General features: G+C 74.0%; 16 protein-coding genes. 4 read left to right on the forward strand and 12 right to left on the reverse strand.

Annotated elements, in window-relative coordinates; all coding sequences use genetic code 11:
- Positions 1–33 precede the first annotated feature (33 nt).
- A complete protein-coding gene (locus ACIBF7_RS35395; RefSeq protein ID WP_397199087.1) occupies positions 34–1,257 on the reverse strand; it encodes a multidrug effflux MFS transporter in 1,224 nt (407 codons plus the stop codon).
- 196 nt (positions 1,258–1,453) lie between these two features.
- On the opposite strand from ACIBF7_RS35395, the gene ACIBF7_RS35400 reads away from it, so the two are divergent.
- Both ACIBF7_RS35400 and ACIBF7_RS35405 read left to right on the forward strand, forming a co-directional pair.
- Positions 1,454–2,362, forward strand: coding sequence for an ABC transporter ATP-binding protein (locus tag ACIBF7_RS35400; RefSeq protein ID WP_148031294.1), 909 nt, complete (start codon positions 1,454–1,456; stop codon positions 2,360–2,362).
- 53 nt (positions 2,363–2,415) lie between these two features.
- Complete coding sequence (locus tag ACIBF7_RS35405; protein ID WP_148034523.1) at positions 2,416–3,141, forward strand: ABC transporter permease; 726 nt, start codon at positions 2,416–2,418, stop codon at positions 3,139–3,141.
- Here ACIBF7_RS35405 and ACIBF7_RS35410 read toward each other — a convergent pair whose 3' ends face one another.
- Entirely contained in the window at positions 3,142–4,341 is a 1,200-nt protein-coding gene (locus ACIBF7_RS35410) for an MFS transporter (RefSeq protein WP_222708920.1), read from the reverse strand.
- A 109-nt stretch (positions 4,342–4,450) separates the two neighbouring features.
- Here ACIBF7_RS35410 and ACIBF7_RS35415 point away from each other — a divergent pair, with 109 nt between their 5' ends.
- On the forward strand, positions 4,451–5,362 hold the full coding sequence (locus ACIBF7_RS35415; protein ID WP_397199088.1) for an EamA family transporter: 912 nt from the start codon (positions 4,451–4,453) through the stop codon (positions 5,360–5,362).
- Here ACIBF7_RS35415 and ACIBF7_RS35420 read toward each other — a convergent pair.
- Genes ACIBF7_RS35420 through ACIBF7_RS35455 form a run of 8 tightly spaced genes read right to left on the reverse strand, consistent with a single transcriptional unit; the run spans position 5,359 to position 12,605 of the window.
- Positions 5,359–6,033 carry a GntR family transcriptional regulator gene (locus ACIBF7_RS35420; RefSeq protein WP_148031291.1) on the reverse strand — a complete coding sequence of 225 codons (675 nt, stop codon included), beginning with the start codon at positions 6,031–6,033 and terminating at the stop codon, positions 5,359–5,361. The two genes, ACIBF7_RS35415 and ACIBF7_RS35420, sit on opposite strands and share 4 nt — an antisense overlap.
- Positions 6,034–6,048: 15 nt before the next feature.
- Complete coding sequence (locus tag ACIBF7_RS35425; protein WP_397199089.1) at positions 6,049–7,002, reverse strand: ornithine cyclodeaminase family protein; 954 nt, start codon at positions 7,000–7,002, stop codon at positions 6,049–6,051.
- Positions 6,999–7,988, reverse strand: a complete 990-nt coding sequence (locus ACIBF7_RS35430) for a proline racemase family protein (RefSeq protein WP_397199090.1) — start codon at positions 7,986–7,988, stop codon at positions 6,999–7,001. Before ACIBF7_RS35430 ends, ACIBF7_RS35425 begins: the two co-directional genes overlap by 4 nt.
- Positions 7,985–8,986 (reverse strand): proline racemase family protein, encoded by a 1,002-nt coding sequence (locus ACIBF7_RS35435; protein ID WP_397199091.1) that lies wholly within the window; start codon positions 8,984–8,986, stop codon positions 7,985–7,987. The genes ACIBF7_RS35430 and ACIBF7_RS35435 overlap by 4 nt, the downstream gene beginning before the upstream one ends.
- Complete coding sequence (locus tag ACIBF7_RS35440) at positions 8,983–9,876, reverse strand: dihydrodipicolinate synthase family protein (RefSeq protein ID WP_397199092.1); 894 nt, start codon at positions 9,874–9,876, stop codon at positions 8,983–8,985. The genes ACIBF7_RS35435 and ACIBF7_RS35440 overlap by 4 nt, the downstream gene beginning before the upstream one ends.
- On the reverse strand, positions 9,869–11,221 hold the full coding sequence (locus tag ACIBF7_RS35445) for an FAD-dependent oxidoreductase (protein WP_397199093.1): 1,353 nt from the start codon (positions 11,219–11,221) through the stop codon (positions 9,869–9,871). The genes ACIBF7_RS35440 and ACIBF7_RS35445 overlap by 8 nt, the downstream gene beginning before the upstream one ends.
- Positions 11,218–11,460 carry a (2Fe-2S)-binding protein gene (locus ACIBF7_RS35450; RefSeq protein ID WP_397199094.1) on the reverse strand — a complete coding sequence of 81 codons (243 nt, stop codon included), beginning with the start codon at positions 11,458–11,460 and terminating at the stop codon, positions 11,218–11,220. Before ACIBF7_RS35450 ends, ACIBF7_RS35445 begins: the two co-directional genes overlap by 4 nt.
- Positions 11,457–12,605: an NAD(P)/FAD-dependent oxidoreductase gene (locus ACIBF7_RS35455; protein WP_397199095.1), complete on the reverse strand. Its 1,149-nt coding sequence runs from the start codon at positions 12,603–12,605 to the stop codon at positions 11,457–11,459. Before ACIBF7_RS35455 ends, ACIBF7_RS35450 begins: the two co-directional genes overlap by 4 nt.
- Positions 12,606–12,695: 90 nt before the next feature.
- On the opposite strand from ACIBF7_RS35455, the gene ACIBF7_RS35460 reads away from it, so the two are divergent.
- Positions 12,696–13,679: a heme A synthase gene (locus ACIBF7_RS35460; protein ID WP_397199096.1), complete on the forward strand. Its 984-nt coding sequence runs from the start codon at positions 12,696–12,698 to the stop codon at positions 13,677–13,679.
- A gap of 134 nt (positions 13,680–13,813) precedes the next feature.
- On the opposite strand, the gene ACIBF7_RS35465 is transcribed toward ACIBF7_RS35460, so the two are convergent.
- Complete coding sequence (locus tag ACIBF7_RS35465) at positions 13,814–14,977, reverse strand: PrsW family intramembrane metalloprotease (RefSeq protein ID WP_148031283.1); 1,164 nt, start codon at positions 14,975–14,977, stop codon at positions 13,814–13,816.
- 65 nt (positions 14,978–15,042) lie between these two features.
- Complete coding sequence (locus ACIBF7_RS35470) at positions 15,043–16,014, reverse strand: heme o synthase (protein WP_246640638.1); 972 nt, start codon at positions 16,012–16,014, stop codon at positions 15,043–15,045.
- Between the last annotated feature and the right edge of the window lie 32 nt (positions 16,015–16,046).

The following is a 16,046-nucleotide window of genomic DNA, read 5'->3' on the forward strand; positions in this document are numbered from 1 at the left end:
GCGGGTCAATGCAATTTCTCACTCAGGTAAGGCTTACCTAACAGACTTCGGGGCCATGATCGCGAAGACCACGGCGGAACAGGCGAACAGGCCGGTCATGACGACGGCCATGGGCAGCGCCGTGTCCGCGCCGAACAGCCCGACGAACGGCGCCGCGACCGCGCCCAGCGCGAACTGCAGCACGCCGAGCAGCGCCGAGGCCGCTCCGGCCACCTGCGGCGGCTGTCCGGCCAGGGCCAGCGCGCCGGTGCCCGGCAGGATCAGGCCCTGGCCGCACATGATGACGAACAGCCCGGCCACGACCCCGGTCAGCCCGAGCCCGATGACGACGGCCAGCAGCAGGAGCGCCCCGCCGGCCAGGGCGACGCCCAGACCGGCGAGGATGAGCCGGACCTGCGGCACCCGCCCGGCCAGGCGCCCGCCGACCTGCGACATGGCGATCAGGCCGAACGCGTTGAGCCCGAAGATGAGCGAGTACTGCTGCGGCGAGGCCCCGTACACGTCCTGGAGGACGAACGGCGAGCCGGAGATGTAGGCGAACATGGCGCCGAACGCGAGCCCGGCGGTCAGCGCGCAGCCCATGAACGGCCGGTCGCGCAGCAGGCGCCGGAAGCTGCGCAGGGTGTGCCTGAAACCGCCGCTCTCCCGCTGGTCGGCCGGGAGCGTCTCGCGCACCCCGGCCAGCACGGCCAGCATCAGCACGAGCCCGGCCAGGCTCAGCGCCACGAACACGCCCCGCCACGAGGTGAACTCCAGCAGCTGCGCCCCGGCGATCGGCGCCAGGATCGGCGCCAGGCCGCTGACCAGCATGAGGCTGGCGAAGATGCGGGCGATGGCGGCGCCGTCGTACAGGTCGCGCACCACGGCGCGCACGATGACCAGGGCCGCGCCGCCGAGCATGCCCTGCACCAGCCGCAGCGCGATGAGCACGGGCACGGACGGGGCGAACGCGCACAGGAGCGACGCCACCATGAACCCGCCCACGCCGACGATCAGCGGCACCCGCCGGCCGCGCACGTCGCTGAGCGGCCCGGCCACCACCTGACCGACGGACACGCCGACGAGGCAGGCCGTCAGCGTGAGCTGGACCTGGGCGGGGACGCTGAGCATCTCCTCGGTGATGGCCGGCAGCGCAGGCAGGTACATGTCGATGGACAGGGGCCCGATCGCGGAGAGCGCCCCGAGGATGAAGAGCAGGAGCCCCGCGCGGCGGCGGCTCTCCTGGACGACCGGTTGCGCGGCTTCTGCCACGGACATGCGCGTTTACCTCTCCATGCGGGCCAAAATGTGAGATGCGGACATGAACCGAGAGGACTAAACCCTTTTCTGGTAATACTCATTCCCGGTTTCCGGAAATTTCCGGTAAACGTATCGTTCGTAGGTGAAACCTCCCTGACAAGCCGACGCGGGGCTGACCGGCGAACCACCCCCGGCGGTCCCTAGACTCGTGCTCATGACATCCCCAGCCGTCGAGATCGTCGACCTCGTGAAGCGGTACGGAAGCACCGCCGCGATCGACGGGCTCACGCTGAGCGCCGCCCGCGGCGCGGTGACGGCCGTCCTCGGCCCCAACGGCGCGGGCAAGACCTCGACGGTGGAGATCTGCGAGGGGTTCCGCACGGCCGACGGCGGCACGGTGCGGGTGCTGGGCCTGCCGCCCGCCTCGGCCGCGCTGCGCCCCCGGGTCGGTGTCATGCCGCAGTCGGGCGGCGTGCCGCCCGCCGCGCGCTGCGGCGAGTGGCTCCGGCTGGTCTCGCGCTTCCACGCCCGGCCGCTGGATCCGGGCGCCCTGCTGTCAAGGCTGGGCCTCTCCGATCACGTACGGACCCCGTTCCGGCGCCTGTCGGGCGGGCAGCAGCAGCGGCTGTCGCTGGCCGCGGCCGTCATCGGCCGGCCCGAGCTGGTGTTCCTCGACGAGCCCACGGCGGGGCTCGACCCGCAGGCGCGGCACGCCTGCTGGGAGCTGGTGGGCGAGCTGCGCGCCGCCGGGGTGTCGGTGGTGCTGACCACCCACCACATGGACGAGGCGGAGCGGCTGGCCGACCACGTGGTGATCATCGACAGGGGCCGGGTGGTGGCCGAGGGCAGCCCGGCCGCGCTGACGGGGGCCGAGCGGCAGCTCCGGTTCCGCGCCCGCCCGGGGCTGGCGCTGGAGGAGCTGCTCAACGCGCTGCCGATCGGCAGCGCGGCCAAGGAGTCGCCGTCCGGCCACTACATCGTCGAGGGGCAGGTCGACCCCGGGCTGCTGGCCACCGTGACCGCGTGGTGCGCGGCGGAGGGCGTGACGGCCGACGACCTGCGCATCGAGCGGCGCACGCTGGAAGACGTGTTCCTGGAGCTGACGGGCAGGGAGCTGCGGTGACGACACCCACACTCGACTTCACGCCCGCACCGGGAGCGGCGCCGTTCCCGCGGATGGTGCTGGCGCAGGCGGGGGCCGAGATCCGCGGCATGCTGCGCAACGGCGAGCAGCTCCTGCTCACCATGATCATCCCGGTGCTGCTGCTGGTCGGCTTCTCGGTGGCGCCGCTGATCGACGTGGGCGGCGGCAGCCGGGTCGACTTCCTGGCGCCGGGCGTGCTGGCGCTGGCTGTGATGTCGACGGCGTTCACCGGCCAGGCGATCGCGACCGGGTTCGAGCGGCGCTACGGGGTGCTGAAGCGACTGGGCGCGACCCCGCTGTCCAGGGGCGGGCTGATGCTGGCCAAGACGGTGGCGGTGCTCGCGGTGGAGGCCGTCCAGGTGGTGGTGCTCGTCGCGGTGGCGCTGTCGCTGGGCTGGAGCCCGCAGGGCTCGCCGGTGGCCGCGGTGCTGGGCTGCGCGCTGCTGGTGCTGCTGGGCACCGCCGCCTTCAGCGGGCTCGGGCTGCTCATGGCCGGTCTGCTGCGGGCCGAGGCGACGCTGGCCGCGGCCAACCTGGTCTACCTGCTGCTGCTGGCGGCGGGCGGGGTGGTGTTCCCGCTGGCGAAGTTCCCCGAGTCGGTGCGGCCCGTGCTGGAGCTGCTGCCGATCTCGGCGCTGACAGGCGGCCTGCGCACCGTGCTCGGCGGCGGCGCGCTGCCGGTGGCCGCGGTGGCGGTGCTGGCCGCGTGGGCCGTCGTCTCCCTCGTGCTGGCCGCCAGGACCTTCCGCTGGGAGTGATCATTCGGGGCGGGGCGCGGCGTCCTCCTCGGGAGCGCGCGCGCCGTAACGGCGGCGGCTGACCGCGGCGACCACCGTGAGCGGCGCGGCGACGGCCGCGGCCAGGCCGAACAGCAGCCCGTACGATCCGCTCCCGGCCAGCGGACCGGCCGCCCACGAGGCGACGGCGCTGCCCATGAACAAGCACGACGCGAAGAACGCGACCGTCGTGCCGCGCGCCTGCGGCACCACCGAGGTGGCCCAGGTCTGCAACGACGAGTGCATGAACGACCAGCCTCCCCCGAGCAGCAGCGCGGTCAGCGCGACCGTGCCGAGGTTCGCCTCCACGGCCACGATCGCGTACCCGGCGCACATCTGCGCCCCGCCGATCAGGATGAGCGACCACACCGGCCGGCCTCCCGCCAGCCGCTTGACCACCTGAGAGAACAGGTAGACGCCCAGGCCGTAGGCGGCCGCGGCCAGGCCTGCCAGGGCGGAGGAGACGCCCTGGTGCTGCAGGACCGTGGCCAGGAACGTCAGCATGCCGAGCAGCACGGCGCCCTCGACGAACGCCAGCGCGAACACCAGCAGGGCCCACGGGCGGCGCAGCACCGCGCCGACGTGCCTGCCCAGGCCGCCGATCTCGGCGCGCGGCGGTTCGGGCAGCGTCCGCAGCGCCACGGCGCAGGCCAGCGCGCACACCGCGGGCACGGTGAACGCCGCCCGCCAGCCGGCCAGGTCGCCCAGCACGCCGCCGAGCCCGGTGGCCAGCGCGGTGCCCAGCGCCATCAGGCCCATCAGGTCGGACAGGGCGCGCTGCCGTACCGACACCTGGAACGTGTCCCCCACGTACGTCAGCGACGTGGGGATGACCGCGCCGAAGCAGGCGCCCGCGGCGACCCGGGCGACGATGAGCGCGGGCAGCGCCGGCATGGCCGCCGAGGCCAGGCCCGCGAGCCCGGCGCCGAGCAGGGCCAGCCGCATCACCCGCACCCGCCCGAACCGGTCCGACAGCACCCCCCAGACCGGCTGCGACACCCCGTAGGCGAGGTAGTAGCCGCTGGCCACGGCCACCGCGGTGGCCAGCGGGACCTCCAGCTCGGCCGCGATGAGCACCAGGAGCGGCGTCACGACCAGGCGGTCGAAGCTGCTGACGAACGAGGCGGCGGCGAGCGCGGCCGGCGGCCGGGTGAGGGTGACGGGCGGGGCTGAGGCGCTCATGTGCTCCTGCATCCGTTTGAGGGGATATTGATCAGTAAAACACCCTCTGACAGGAATGTCGGGCGAGGTCGGTACGCTTCAGGGCGTTGTGTCCGATACGAGGAGTTCCGTGCCCGCCTTCACCCTTGACGACCCGGTCGACCGCGGCCTGCCCCGGCCGGGGAACCTGCTGCGCACCGCCGCCGACTCCATCCCGCCGTCCGGGCTGGTGCTGCTGGCGATCTTCTCCGTGCAGCTCGGGGCCGGGTTCGCCAAGCAGCTGTTCACGGCGCTGCCGCCGAGCGCGGTGGTGTTCCTGCGCATCGCCATGGGCGCGCTGATCATCGGTGCGGTGGCGCGGCCGAGGCTGAAGGGCATGGCGTGGCGCGACTGGGCCGTGGGGATCGGGTTCGGCGTGACGCTCGCGCTGATGAACCTGACCTTCTACGAGGCCCTGGCGCGGCTGCCGATGGGGGTCGCGGTCGCCATCGAGTTCCTCGGCCCGCTGGGCGTGGCGGTGGCCGCCTCCCGGCGGCGGCTGGACCTGGTCTGGGTGGGGCTGGCCGGGACCGGGGTGGTGCTGCTCGCGCCCTGGGGCGAGTCGGCGTCGGCGAGCTGGGTGGGCATCGCGTTCGCGCTGGCGGCGGGCGCCTGCTGGGCGGCCTACATCCTGCTGTCGGCGGCGGCCGGGAGCCGGTTCCCCGGCACGACCGGGCTGGCGTTCGCGATGGTGGTCTCGGCCGTGGTCGTCGCGCCGGTGGGGGTCGTCTCCGGCGGGGCCGACCTGCTCCAGCCCGAGCTGCTGCTGATCGGGCTGGGCGTGGGGCTGCTGTCGTCGGTGATCCCGTACTCGCTGGAGCTGAACGCGCTGCGCCGGATGCCGAAGCACGTGTTCGGCATCCTGATGAGCCTGGAGCCCGCCGCGGCCGCGCTGATCGGCGTGCTGGTGCTCAGCGAGGTGCTGCACGTCCAGCAGTGGGTGGCCGTGGTGTGCATCGTCGCGGCCAGCCTCGGCACCACCAGGGCGGTGCGGCGGCGCTAGCCCTCGCGGGCCGCCCAGATGCCCCTGACGTGCCGGATGTGCTCGCTCATGATGTGCTCGGCGGCTCGCTCGTCGCCGCCCTTGAGCGCGTCGAGCAGCGCGAGGTGCTCCCTGGCGGAGTCGGCCAGCATGCCGCGCTCCGACAGCTGTGACAGGCCGTAGAGGCGGGCGCGGGTGCGCAGGTCCTTGACCACCTCGACCAGGTGGCCGTTGCCGGACAGGCCGAGCAGCTCCAGGTGGAAGCGCAGGTCGGCGTCGACGTAGGCGAGCAGGTCGCCCCGCTGGGCGGCGGCGAGGATCTCCTCGGCGGCCGGGCGCAGCCGCTCGAAGTCGGCGGCCCGGCCGGCGTCGGCCATCCGGGCGACCGTCGGCACCTCGATGAGCTCGCGGATCTCGGTCAGCTCGTCCAGGTCGCGCTCGGACAGCTCGGTCACCCGGAAGCCCTTGTTGCGCACGGCCTCCACCAGGCCCGCCTTGGCCAGGTCGAGCATGGCCTCGCGGACCGGCGTGGCGGAGACGCCGAACTGGGCCGCCAGCACCGGCGCCGAGTAGACCACCCCGGGCCGCATCTCGCCGGTGATCAGCGCCGCCCTGAGCGCCTGCGCCACCTGCTCGCGCAGGCTCTGCCGCTCGCCCACCATCGGCAGGTCGAGCCGGTCCTCGGCAGCCATCGCCCTTCCCTTCGCTCAGGTCTCACCATGCCAGGCTTCGTACGCGGCGGCCGCGACCACCAGGTCCTCCCATGCCATGCCGGTGCCCTTGAACACGCGCGGCCCGGCCCCGGCGGCCACCCGGCCGGCTACCAGGTCGGCGAGGTCGCCGGCGAGATGGTGGGTGGTGATCGTACCGTGGCTGATCGGGATGACGACATCGCCTGCTTCGGCGAGCGCGGCGGTCCTGGCCTCCACGACCACCGTAGAGCGGGCCATCAGGTCGCCGTCGAGCTCCCGCGCGTCCGGCTCGTGCGAGCCGATGGCGACGACGGTGGCGCCGTCGCGGACCAGCCCGCCGGGGAACAGCGGCTCCCTGGCGGTCGTGCAGCAGGCGATGAGATCGGCCCCTCCGACAGCCTCCGCCACCTCGTCCGTCACCCGCGCGGTGAGTGCGCCCGCTTCCAGGCCGAGGGCCGCGCAGCGGGCCGCGAAGTCCTCCGCGCGGGCCGGGTCGCGGCCGACGACGGTGACCCGGCGCAGCGGGCGGACCTCGCCGAACGCCAGGACGTGGCCCCACGCCTGCGGCCCGGTGCCGAACACCACCAGGTCGCCCGCGCCGGGGTCGGCCAGGTGGCGGGCCGCCAGCGCCGAGACGGCCGGCGTGCGCAGGGAGGTGAGCGCGATGCCGTCCATGGCGGCCAGCGGCGCCAGGGTCTCGCCGTCGTACAGCAGGTAGGTGCCCTGGATGCGGGGCAGCCCGCGGGCGGCGTTGCCGGGCGCGACGGTGGCCGCCTTCACGCCGGCGTAGCGCCCGAAGGCGGCGGGCATGAGCAGGAGCTGCCCGGCGGGCAGCTCGACCACGGGCCGCCGCGGCGTCTCGTCGGGGTCGAGCCCGGCGCGCAGCGCGTCCTCCAGCAGCTGTACGGCACGCGCGGCGGGCACCAGCCGCGCCACGGCGGCCGCGTCGAGGTAGGGCAGGCCGCTCATCGCAGCGTGAACCCGGTGCCGAGCGGATCGTCGGGGTCGAGCTCGAAGGAGTGCCGCCCGGTGCGGTAGGCCATGCCCTCGATCTCGGGGATCACCCCGGCATCGGTCACGCCGGTCACCCGTCCCAGGAACGTCGTGCCGACGACGCTCTCGTGCACGAGCGGGTCGCGCAGCCCGTCCTCGTGCAGCAGCGCCAGCCGGGCGGCGGTGCCCGACCCGCACGGCGACCGGTCGACCTCCCCGTCGGCGAACACCGTCACGTTGCGCTGGCACGCGTACCCGGGCTCCCCGTCCAGCTCCTCGTGGAAGATGACCCCGTACACGCCGGACAGCCGGTCGTCGCCCGGGTGGCGGGCCGCCGGGTGCCCGGCCAGGTCCGCCTTGATGCGCCGTCCCCAGGCGATCAGCTCGGTCAGGTGCTCGGGTCCGACCTTCAGCCCCACGGCCGCGGCCGGCACCGAGGCGTAGATCGCTCCCCCGTACGCGACATCGACCTTCACCCCGGCGGCCTCGACGCCGCGCGCGACCACGTACGAGGGGACGTTGACGAAGGTGACGGCGGTGACGCGGCCGCCGGCGCGGCGCACCCGCGCCGTGACGCGGCCGGAGGGCACGTCGATGACCACGTCCGTCTCGCCGTCGGGGGCGGCCTCGACCAGGCCCTCGCGCACGGCGTGCACGCCGAGCGCGATCGTGCCGTGGCCGCACGCGGTGGAGTAGCCGTCCTTGTGCCAGAACAGCACGCCGAGGTGCGCGCCGGGGTCGTCGGGCGGTACGAGGAAGCAGCCGTACATGTCGGCGTGGCCGCGCGGCTCGTGGCAGAGCAGCCTGCGGACGTGGTCGGCGGACGCGGCGTTGGCGCGGCGTTCCAGGACGGTGGCGCCCGGGATGTCGGGGACGCCGCCGGTGACGATCCGGAACGGCTCGCCGGCCGTGTGGTAGTCGACCGTCGTGACGGTTGTCGGGATGGTCGTGGGGATGGTCACAGCTCGAAGCCCTCCGGGAAGGGGTCGCGCGGGTCCAGGAAGTACTGGGCGGTGCCGGTGATCCAGGCGCGGCCGGTGATGGACGGCACCACGGCGGTCCTGCCGCCGACCCTGGTGTCCTCCAGCAGCCTGCCCACGAACCGGGTGCCGATGAACGACTCGTTGACGAAGTCGCGGCCGATCGGCAGCTCGCCGCGGGCGTGCAGCTGGGCCATCCGGGCGCTGGTGCCGGTGCCGCACGGCGAGCGGTCGAACCAGCCGGGGTGGATGGCCATGGCGTGCCGCGAGTGGCGGGCGTCGGAGCCGGGGGCGGCGAGGTAGACGTGGTGACAGCCGCGGATGCGGTCGTCCTCCGGGTGCACCGGCTCGGCGGCGGCGTTGATCGCCTCCATGGTGGCCAGCCCGGCGGCGAGGATCTCCCCGCCGGCCTTGCGGTCGAACGGCAGCCCGTACGCGTCGAGGTCGGCGATGGCGTAGAAGTTGCCGCCGTACGCCAGGTCGTAGCGGATCTCCCCGTACCCGGGGACCTCCACGACGGCGCCGAGCCGGTCGGCGTAGGACGGGACGTTGCGCAGCGTCACGGACATCGCCATGCCGTCCTGGACCGCCACGTCCACCTCCACCAGCCCGGCCGGGACCTCCAGCCGGACGGTGGTGACGGGCTCGGTGACCTCGACCATGCCGGTCTCGACGAGCACGGTGGCCACGCCGATGGTGCCGTGGCCGCACATCGGCAGCAGCCCGGACACCTCGATGAACAGCACGCCCCAGTCGGCGTCGGGCCGGGTGGGCGGCTGCAGGATGGCGCCGCTCATGGCGGCGTGGCCGCGCGGCTCGTTCATCAGCAGCTTGCGTACGTGGTCGAGGTGGTCGCGGAAGTGGACCCGCCGCTCGGCCATGGTGGCGCCGGGGACGACCCCGACGCCGCCGGTGATGACCCGGGTCGGCATGCCCTCGGTGTGCGAGTCGACGGCGTGGAAGACCCGCCTGGTCCTCATCGCAGGCCCTCCGCGAGCGCCTTCTCGGTGACGGCGCGGACGGCCGCCTCCTGCTCGGCGGTGAGCGGCTGCCGGGGCTGGCGGCACGGGCCGCCGCGGCGGCCGGCGAGGTCCATGGAGAGCTTGATGGCCTGGACGAACTCGGTCTTGGAGTCCCAGCGCAGCAGCGCGTGCAGCTGCTTGTAGAGCGGCAGCGCCGTCGCCAGGTCGTGCGCCGTGGCGGCCTGGTAGAGGGCGACGTTGGAGACGGGCAGCGCGTTCGGGTAGCCCGCGATCCAGCCCTTGGCCCCGGCCAGCGCCAGCTCCAGCAGCACGTCGTCGGAGCCGATGAGCAGGTCGAGCCCGGGGGCCAGCTCGGCCAGCTCGTAGGCGCGCCGCGGGTCGCCGGTGAACTCCTTGACCGCCACGATCAGCCCCTCCTCGTGCAGCCTGGCCAGCAGCGCCGGGGTCAGGTCGACCTTGGTGTCGTAGGGGTTGTTGTACGCGACGACGGGCACCCCGGCTCCGGCCACCTCACGATAGTGCGCGAAGACGGCCCGGTCCTCGGCCCGGTAGGCGTTCGGCGGCAGCAGCAGCACCGACCCACAGCCCAGCTCGGCGGCCTTCTCGGCCCACCGCCGCGACTCGGCCGCGCCGTACGCGCCGACGCCGGCCATCACGCGGTCGCCGCCGACCGCCTCGACGGCGGTCTCCAGGACCCTGGCGCGCTCCTCGGGGGTGAGGGTCTGGTACTCGCCGAGCGAGCCGTTGGGGACGACGCCGTCGCAGCCGCTCTCCACCAGCCAGCGGCAGTGCGCGGCGTAGCCGTCGTAGTCGACGGACAGGTCGTCGTGCAGCGGGAGCGTGGTGGCGACCATGATGCCGTGCCAGGGGCGGGTGCGTTCAGTCATGGGGTTCCTCCAGGGTGAGTTCGGCGAGGGCGGCCAGGGTGACGGGCTGGGCGATGGGGCGGCGGGGCGCGGCCTGGCCGCCGCCGACGAGGCAGGCGACGGGGTAGGCGCAGACGCGTCCCTGGCACCAGCCCATGCCGGCCCGGGACAGCAGCTTGGCGGAGCGCGCGTCGGTGGCCCCCAGCTCCCGCGCCTCGCGGATCCGGGCCAGCGGCACCTCCTCGCACCGGCAGACGACCGTGTCGTCCCGCAGCCAGCCGCGCCATCCGTCCTTGACGGGGTAGGCGGCCAGCAGCGCGGCGGCGAACGCGCGCATCCGCGTCCGCCTCCTCAGCAGGACCTCCGGCACGCCGGCGGCGCGTGTCGCCGGGGCGGTCTCGCGGGCTGCCGCGATGGACAGGCCCGCGACGCGGCCTTCGAGCTCGGCCAGGTGGCGGCCGCCGACGCCGGTGGGCTCGCCCGCGGCCCAGACGCCGGGGACGGTGGTGCGCTGGGCGGCGTCGACGGAGAGCACCGGGGTGCCGTCGGCGTCCGGGCGGGTGGCGCAGCCGAGCTGGGCCCCGAGGTCGAGCTGCGGGACGAACCCGTAGCCGGTGGCGAGCGTGTCGCAGGGGACGCGGCGGGCCGACAGCACGTTCCAGTCGCGGTCCAGGCGGGCGACGGTGACGGCCTCCAGCTCCCGGTCACCGTGGGCGGCCACCACCGCGTGGCGGGTCCGGTACGGGACGCGGCGACGGGCCAGCGCCGCCAGGTATCCGGCGGCCTCTCCGGCCTTGTCCAGGGCGAGCAGGGGGTGCCGGGCCAGGCCGAGCCCGCCGTTGGCCTCGTACACGCCGGGAACCTCGGCCCCCGCCGCGGCCAGGCCCGCCGCGACGGGCAGCAGGAACGGCCCGGTCCCCGCCACCACGACCCGCCTGCCCGCCACCACTCCGTGGCCTTTGAGCAGCGCCTGCGCCCCGCCCGCCGTGAGCACCCCGGGCAGGTCCCACCCGGGGAACGGCAGCGGCCGGTCGTGCGCCCCGGTGGCGATCAGCAGCCGACGGCTCCGGACGGCGGCCCCGCCCAGGCAGTGGACGGTGAACCCGTCGTCCTCACGGGTGACGGCCCACACCTGCCGTCGCGTCATGACGTCGGCGCGGTCCTCCAGGGCCCGCACCTGGCGGGCGAACCGCTCGAAGCCCTTGGTCGCGGGCTCGTCCGGTACGTCCCGGTGCCGGAAATACTGGCCCCCGGGCCGTACCCCGGAGTCGACGAGCGCCACCCGCAGCCCCCGCTGCGCCGCCGTCAGCGCCCCCGCCACCCCGGCGGGCCCGCCGCCGACGACGGCGAGATCGTAGACGGTCATGAGGTGGTCACCTCGTCCCCCGGACGGGCCTCGGCCAGGCAGGCGCGCTCCACGGGCCCGCCGTTGACGCTGATCAGGCAGTCGAAGCAGACCCCGATCCCGCAGAAGAGACCCCGCGGCCGGCCGCCCACGCGGGTGGTGCGCCAGGCTCGGATGCCCGCCGCGTGCAGGGCCGCGCCGATCGTCTGGCCGGGCCGCGCCGGCACGGGCCGCCCGTCGACGGTGATCTCGAAGGTCAACGGTCCTCCCCGGAGCGGAAGCGGTCAGGACGGAACGGCCAAAGGTCCAGGTCGGGCCGGCGGCCGGTGAGCACCTGGGCGAGCAGGTGGCCGGTGGCGGGCGCCAGGCCGATGCCGGCGCCCTCGTGGCCGCAGGCGTGGTGCAGCCCGGGCGCGCGCGGGTCGGCGCCGATCACGGGCAGGTGGTCGGGGCAGTACGGGCGGAACCCGCAGTAGGACCGGATGGCGCGCACCTCACGCAGCGCCGGGAACAGGGCGACGGCCTGGGCGGCCAGCCGCGACAGCACCGGCAGCGAGGTGGTCCGGTCGAACCCGACCCGCTCCCTGCTGGCCCCGATGAGCACGGTGCCCGCCGGGGTGCCCTCGACGACGGCCGAGGTCTCCAGCCCGGCGGAGTCGCTGGCGACGTTGGTGACGTACGCGGCGGTGTAGACCTTGTGCCGGATGAGCGGCCGGGGCAGCGGTTCGGTGACGAGGATGAACCCGCGCCTGGGCAGAATGGGCAGCGTCACCCCGGCGCGGGCGGCCAGCTCGCCGCCCCAGGTGCCGGCGGCGTTGACCACGGCCCCGGCCAGCATGTCGCCCTCGCTGGTGCGCACGCCGGTGACGCGGTCGCCGGAGCGGGTGAAGCCGGTGACGGTGACGCCGAGCCGCACCTTCAGCGCGCCGCGGCCGAAGCTGTCGGCGCCGTGCCGGAGCAGCCGGGCGGCGGCCAGCATGGGCTGGACCTGCGCGTCCTGCGGGTAGCGGACGCCGCCGGCCAGCCCGCCGGCCAGCTCGGGCTCCAGCGCGCGCAGCCCGTCCGCGGGCACGACCTCGTGCGGCACGTCCTGCTCGGCGGCCAGCTCCACCAGCCGTTCCTGGACCTCGGGCGTCTCGGCGACGACCAGGCCGCCCTTGGGCTCGTACTCGAAGCCGCCGCCCGTCGCGGCCAGCTCCCGCCACAGGCGGCTGGACAGCAGGGCGAGTTCCAGCTCGGGGCCTGGCTCCTTGTCGGAGACGAGCACGTTGCCCTCGCCCGCCCCGGTGGTGCCGCCGGCCACGGGGCCGCGGTCGAGGACGGTCACGTCGAGCCCGGCGCGGGCGGCGTAGTAGGCGCACGCGGCTCCGACGACCCCCGCGCCGACCACGATGACGTCGGACATCGCCCACCTCCCTTCAGTAATATGTCACATACGCCGGAGGTTGAAAAGGCGGTGAAAGGACCGGCCCATGGGGCCCGTACCATCGATGACGTGAAGCTACCCACGGACCATCACTCCCCCCTCGTACGGCGCCTGTTCTCCTTCTGGGCGCCGACACCCGCGACCATGCGGGGCTGGGCGCTGGCTTCCGTGGTGGTCAACGCCGGCATCACCGTGAGCGGCGCGGTGGTGCGCGTCACCGGCTCGGGCCTGGGCTGCCCGACCTGGCCGCGCTGCACCCCCGACAGCTTCGTCCCGGTCGCGCACCCCGAGGTCGACCCCCTCAACATGGCCATCGAGTTCGGCAACCGGCTGGTGACGTTCCTGGTGCTGGTGGTGGGCCTGGCCTGCGTCGTCGCGGCGATGCGGCTGTCGCCGCGGCGCGAGTCGCTGGTGCGGCTGACCTGGCTGCAGCCGGTGGGCATCGCCGCGCAGGCGCTGTGGGGCGGCGTGGTGGTCGGCACCATGCTCAACCCGATCACGGTGAGCATGCACTTCCTGCTGTCGATCGGCCTGACCGCCGCCTGCTGGGCGCTCTACGCGCGCGCCGGCGAGGGTGACGCGCCGGCCCGCCCGGTGGTCCACCGCGACCTCCGGCGGCTCGGGCAGGTCCTGGTGGCGGCGGTGTTCGTGCTGGTGGTCGCGGGGGTGGTGGTGACGGGTACGGGGCCGCACTCGGGTGACGTGGTGGCCTCGCGGTTCGGCTTCGACATCGAGACCGTGGCGCGGCTGCACGCCGACGTCGCCTACCTGGTGGTCGGGCTCACCTTCGCCCTGGCGTTCGCGCTGCGCGTGACCGGCGCACCCCTGCGGGCCCGACGGGCGGCGTGGACGCTGCTGGCGGTGGAGCTGCTGCAGGGCGTGATCGGCTACGTCCAGTACTTCCTGGGCGTGCCCGCCGCCCTGGTGACGCTGCACGTGCTCGGCTCGACCCTGGTGTGGATCTGCGCGCTCCGGGTGGTCACCGCGCTGCGCACGCACGACCCGCTGGACGAGCCCGCCGCCCGGCCCGTCGCCGAGGCCGCCCCCGCCTGACCGGGCCCCGGCCACTCCCCCACCCGGTCGCCCTCCGCGACCCGTGCCTGTCTGTCAGGCTTTGGGGTGAGAAGTCCGCCACTCCCCCACCGCGCGAGGCGCCTTTCGCGGCATTCGTCCGCCCCTCCCGGGGCTCAGCCGGGCGCGTAACCGGCCGTGCCGGCGGGCGCGGGCGGCACCGGGAACTCCGCGCGGGCCGTGCTCATGCACTCCAGCAGGGCCCGCTGCTCCTCGTGGAAGGTCTGCTCGTCCACCATGCGCCGGGCGGCGCGCTCGTGCAGCAGCCCCAGCTCGGTCGCGGCGAGCTGGTAGTCGCTCATCGCGCGCAGCCCTTTCCTGCCGCCGTACATGCGGGCCCACTGGCGGGCGTGCCTGCGCCGGGGCAGCGCCGACAGCATGTGGATGTCGTCCCTGGTCACCAGCTTGGTCGGCTCGTACGGGGGCAGGTAGAGCTGGATGAGCGCGACGATGCGGCGCCGGTCGCGGACCACGACGCCGATCAGCACCACGAGCACCACCATCAGCACCAGGTAGGCGACGACCAGCCCGGGGAAGCCGCCGTACGAGACGAGCCCGTTCCAGAGTCCGTGCAGGATCATCGCGCCCGACCAGCCGGCCATGATGGAGAAGGTCCGCTCCGGCCCGTGCCGCTGCGCCGCGAAGGCGACCGCCACCCCGATCATCGAGGTGAACAACGGATGCGCGAACGGCGACAGGATGCCGCGCAGCACCACGGTGACGGCCAGCCCCACCCCGCCGGCCTCGGAGTTGAGCGCGGCCAGGTAGTAGCTGACGTTCTCGCTCATGGCGAAGCCGAGCCCGACCATGCTGGCGTAGATGATGCCGTCGGTGAGCCCGTCGAGCTCGAACCTGCGGAAGCGCAGCATCCCGAGCAGGACGAGCCCTTTCATCGTCTCCTCGACGACGGGGGCGCCGAAGGTGGCCGCGATGTTGCGGGCGCTGGCCTCCGACAGGTTGACGGTGTCCATGATGTAGTGCAGGTTGAGCGAGTTGACCACGCCCGCGACCAGCACGGCCACGCCCGCCCCCCAGGCGAAGGCGAAGATCAGGTTGCTGCGCGGCTCCGGCTCCATCCGGTCGAGCGCGAGCACGGCGGCCAGCAGCAGCGGCACCGGCGCCAGAGCCAGGGCCAGCGCGATGAAGAACTGCACCGGCTCGCCGTTGAGCACGTCGAAGGAGAACGACACGAGCGTGCAGATGCCGGTGAGGACCAGCCCGATGATCAACGCTGACGACGGGCGGTCCTTGAACACCCAGCGTGGATCATGGGACGGCATACGGTGACTGTAACCGATCAGGAATGTGATGTCCTACCTGCGATTCGGTTACAGGCGGCAAGGGATCAGGACAGCAGCGGGTCGATGGCGACGGCCAGGAACAGCAGCGCCAGGTAGGCGTTCGACCAGTGGAAGAACCGCATCGGCCGCAGGTCGACCCCGGTCTTGCCGGCGTTGAGCCGGGTCAGCAGGGCGTGCACCTCCCACAGGCACAGCGCGCCCAGCACGGCGGCCACCGCCGGGTAGAACAGCGTGGTGCCGGCGACCGGCCACAGGGCCAGCGAGCACAGCACGGTCGCCCAGGTGTAGGCGATCGACTCAAGGATCACCCGGCGCTCGGTGGCGACCACGGGCAGCATCGGGACCTTGGCCGCCGCGTAGTCCTCCTTGTAGCGCATGGCCAGGGTCCAGGTGTGCGGCGGCGTCCAGAAGAACACCACGCCGAAGAGCACCAGCGGCGCCCAGTCGAGCCGCTCGGTGATGCCCGCCCAGCCGATCAGCACCGGCATGCAGCCCGCGATGCCGCCCCACACGATGTTCTGCGCGGTGCGCCGCTTGAGGATCAGCGAGTAGACCAGCACGTAGTAGAGGATCGCGGCGGTCGACAGCGCGGCCGCGAGCCAGTTGGTCGTCAGCCACAGCCCCGCGGTGGACAGCACGCCCAGCACGATGCCGAAGACCAGCGCGGCCCGCGGCGACACCTGGTGCCTGGCCAGCGGGCGGCGCCGGGTGCGGCGCATCTTCTGGTCGATGTCGCGGTCGATGTAGCAGTTGAGCGCGTTGGCGCTGCCCGCCGAGAGCGTGCCGAACACCATGACCGACACCGCCGTCCACAGCGGCGGCAGGCCGCCGGCCGCCAGGAACATCACGGGCAGCGTCGAGATCAGCAGCAGCTCGATGACGCGCGGCTTGGTGAGGGCTACGTAGGCCATGACGACCTCACCGATCGACCGCGGCGCGGGATGCGCCGGAGTGGTCTCCCGGTGGCCGGGGGCGTCGTGCGGCCTGCTCGCCTGCCTGTTCGTCAGCACCGTCAAGGCGCTTCCAGCACGTGCGGAGTCAACGCGTA

Source organism: Nonomuraea sp. NPDC050478, assembly GCF_044458265.1.
GTDB lineage: Bacteria > Actinomycetota > Actinomycetes > Streptosporangiales > Streptosporangiaceae > Nonomuraea > Nonomuraea ferruginea.

Coding starts and splice junctions, on each gene's coding strand:
- ACIBF7_RS35425 (WP_397199089.1), bottom strand. CDS start 7,002: ATGAGCGGCCTGCCCTACCTCGACGCGGCCGCCGTGGCGCGGCTGGTG.
- ACIBF7_RS35440 (WP_397199092.1), bottom strand. CDS start 9,876: ATGACTGAACGCACCCGCCCCTGGCACGGCATCATGGTCGCCACCACG.
- ACIBF7_RS35455 (WP_397199095.1), bottom strand. CDS start 12,605: ATGTCCGACGTCATCGTGGTCGGCGCGGGGGTCGTCGGAGCCGCGTGC.
- ACIBF7_RS35445 (WP_397199093.1), bottom strand. CDS start 11,221: ATGACCGTCTACGATCTCGCCGTCGTCGGCGGCGGGCCCGCCGGGGTG.
- ACIBF7_RS35465 (WP_148031283.1), bottom strand. CDS start 14,977: ATGCCGTCCCATGATCCACGCTGGGTGTTCAAGGACCGCCCGTCGTCA.
- ACIBF7_RS35435 (WP_397199091.1), bottom strand. CDS start 8,986: ATGAGGACCAGGCGGGTCTTCCACGCCGTCGACTCGCACACCGAGGGC.
- ACIBF7_RS35395 (WP_397199087.1), bottom strand. CDS start 1,257: ATGTCCGTGGCAGAAGCCGCGCAACCGGTCGTCCAGGAGAGCCGCCGC.
- ACIBF7_RS35405 (WP_148034523.1), top strand. CDS start 2,416: ATGGTGCTGGCGCAGGCGGGGGCCGAGATCCGCGGCATGCTGCGCAAC.
- ACIBF7_RS35410 (WP_222708920.1), bottom strand. CDS start 4,341: ATGAGCGCCTCAGCCCCGCCCGTCACCCTCACCCGGCCGCCGGCCGCG.
- ACIBF7_RS35420 (WP_148031291.1), bottom strand. CDS start 6,033: ATGGCTGCCGAGGACCGGCTCGACCTGCCGATGGTGGGCGAGCGGCAG.
- ACIBF7_RS35400 (WP_148031294.1), top strand. CDS start 1,454: ATGACATCCCCAGCCGTCGAGATCGTCGACCTCGTGAAGCGGTACGGA.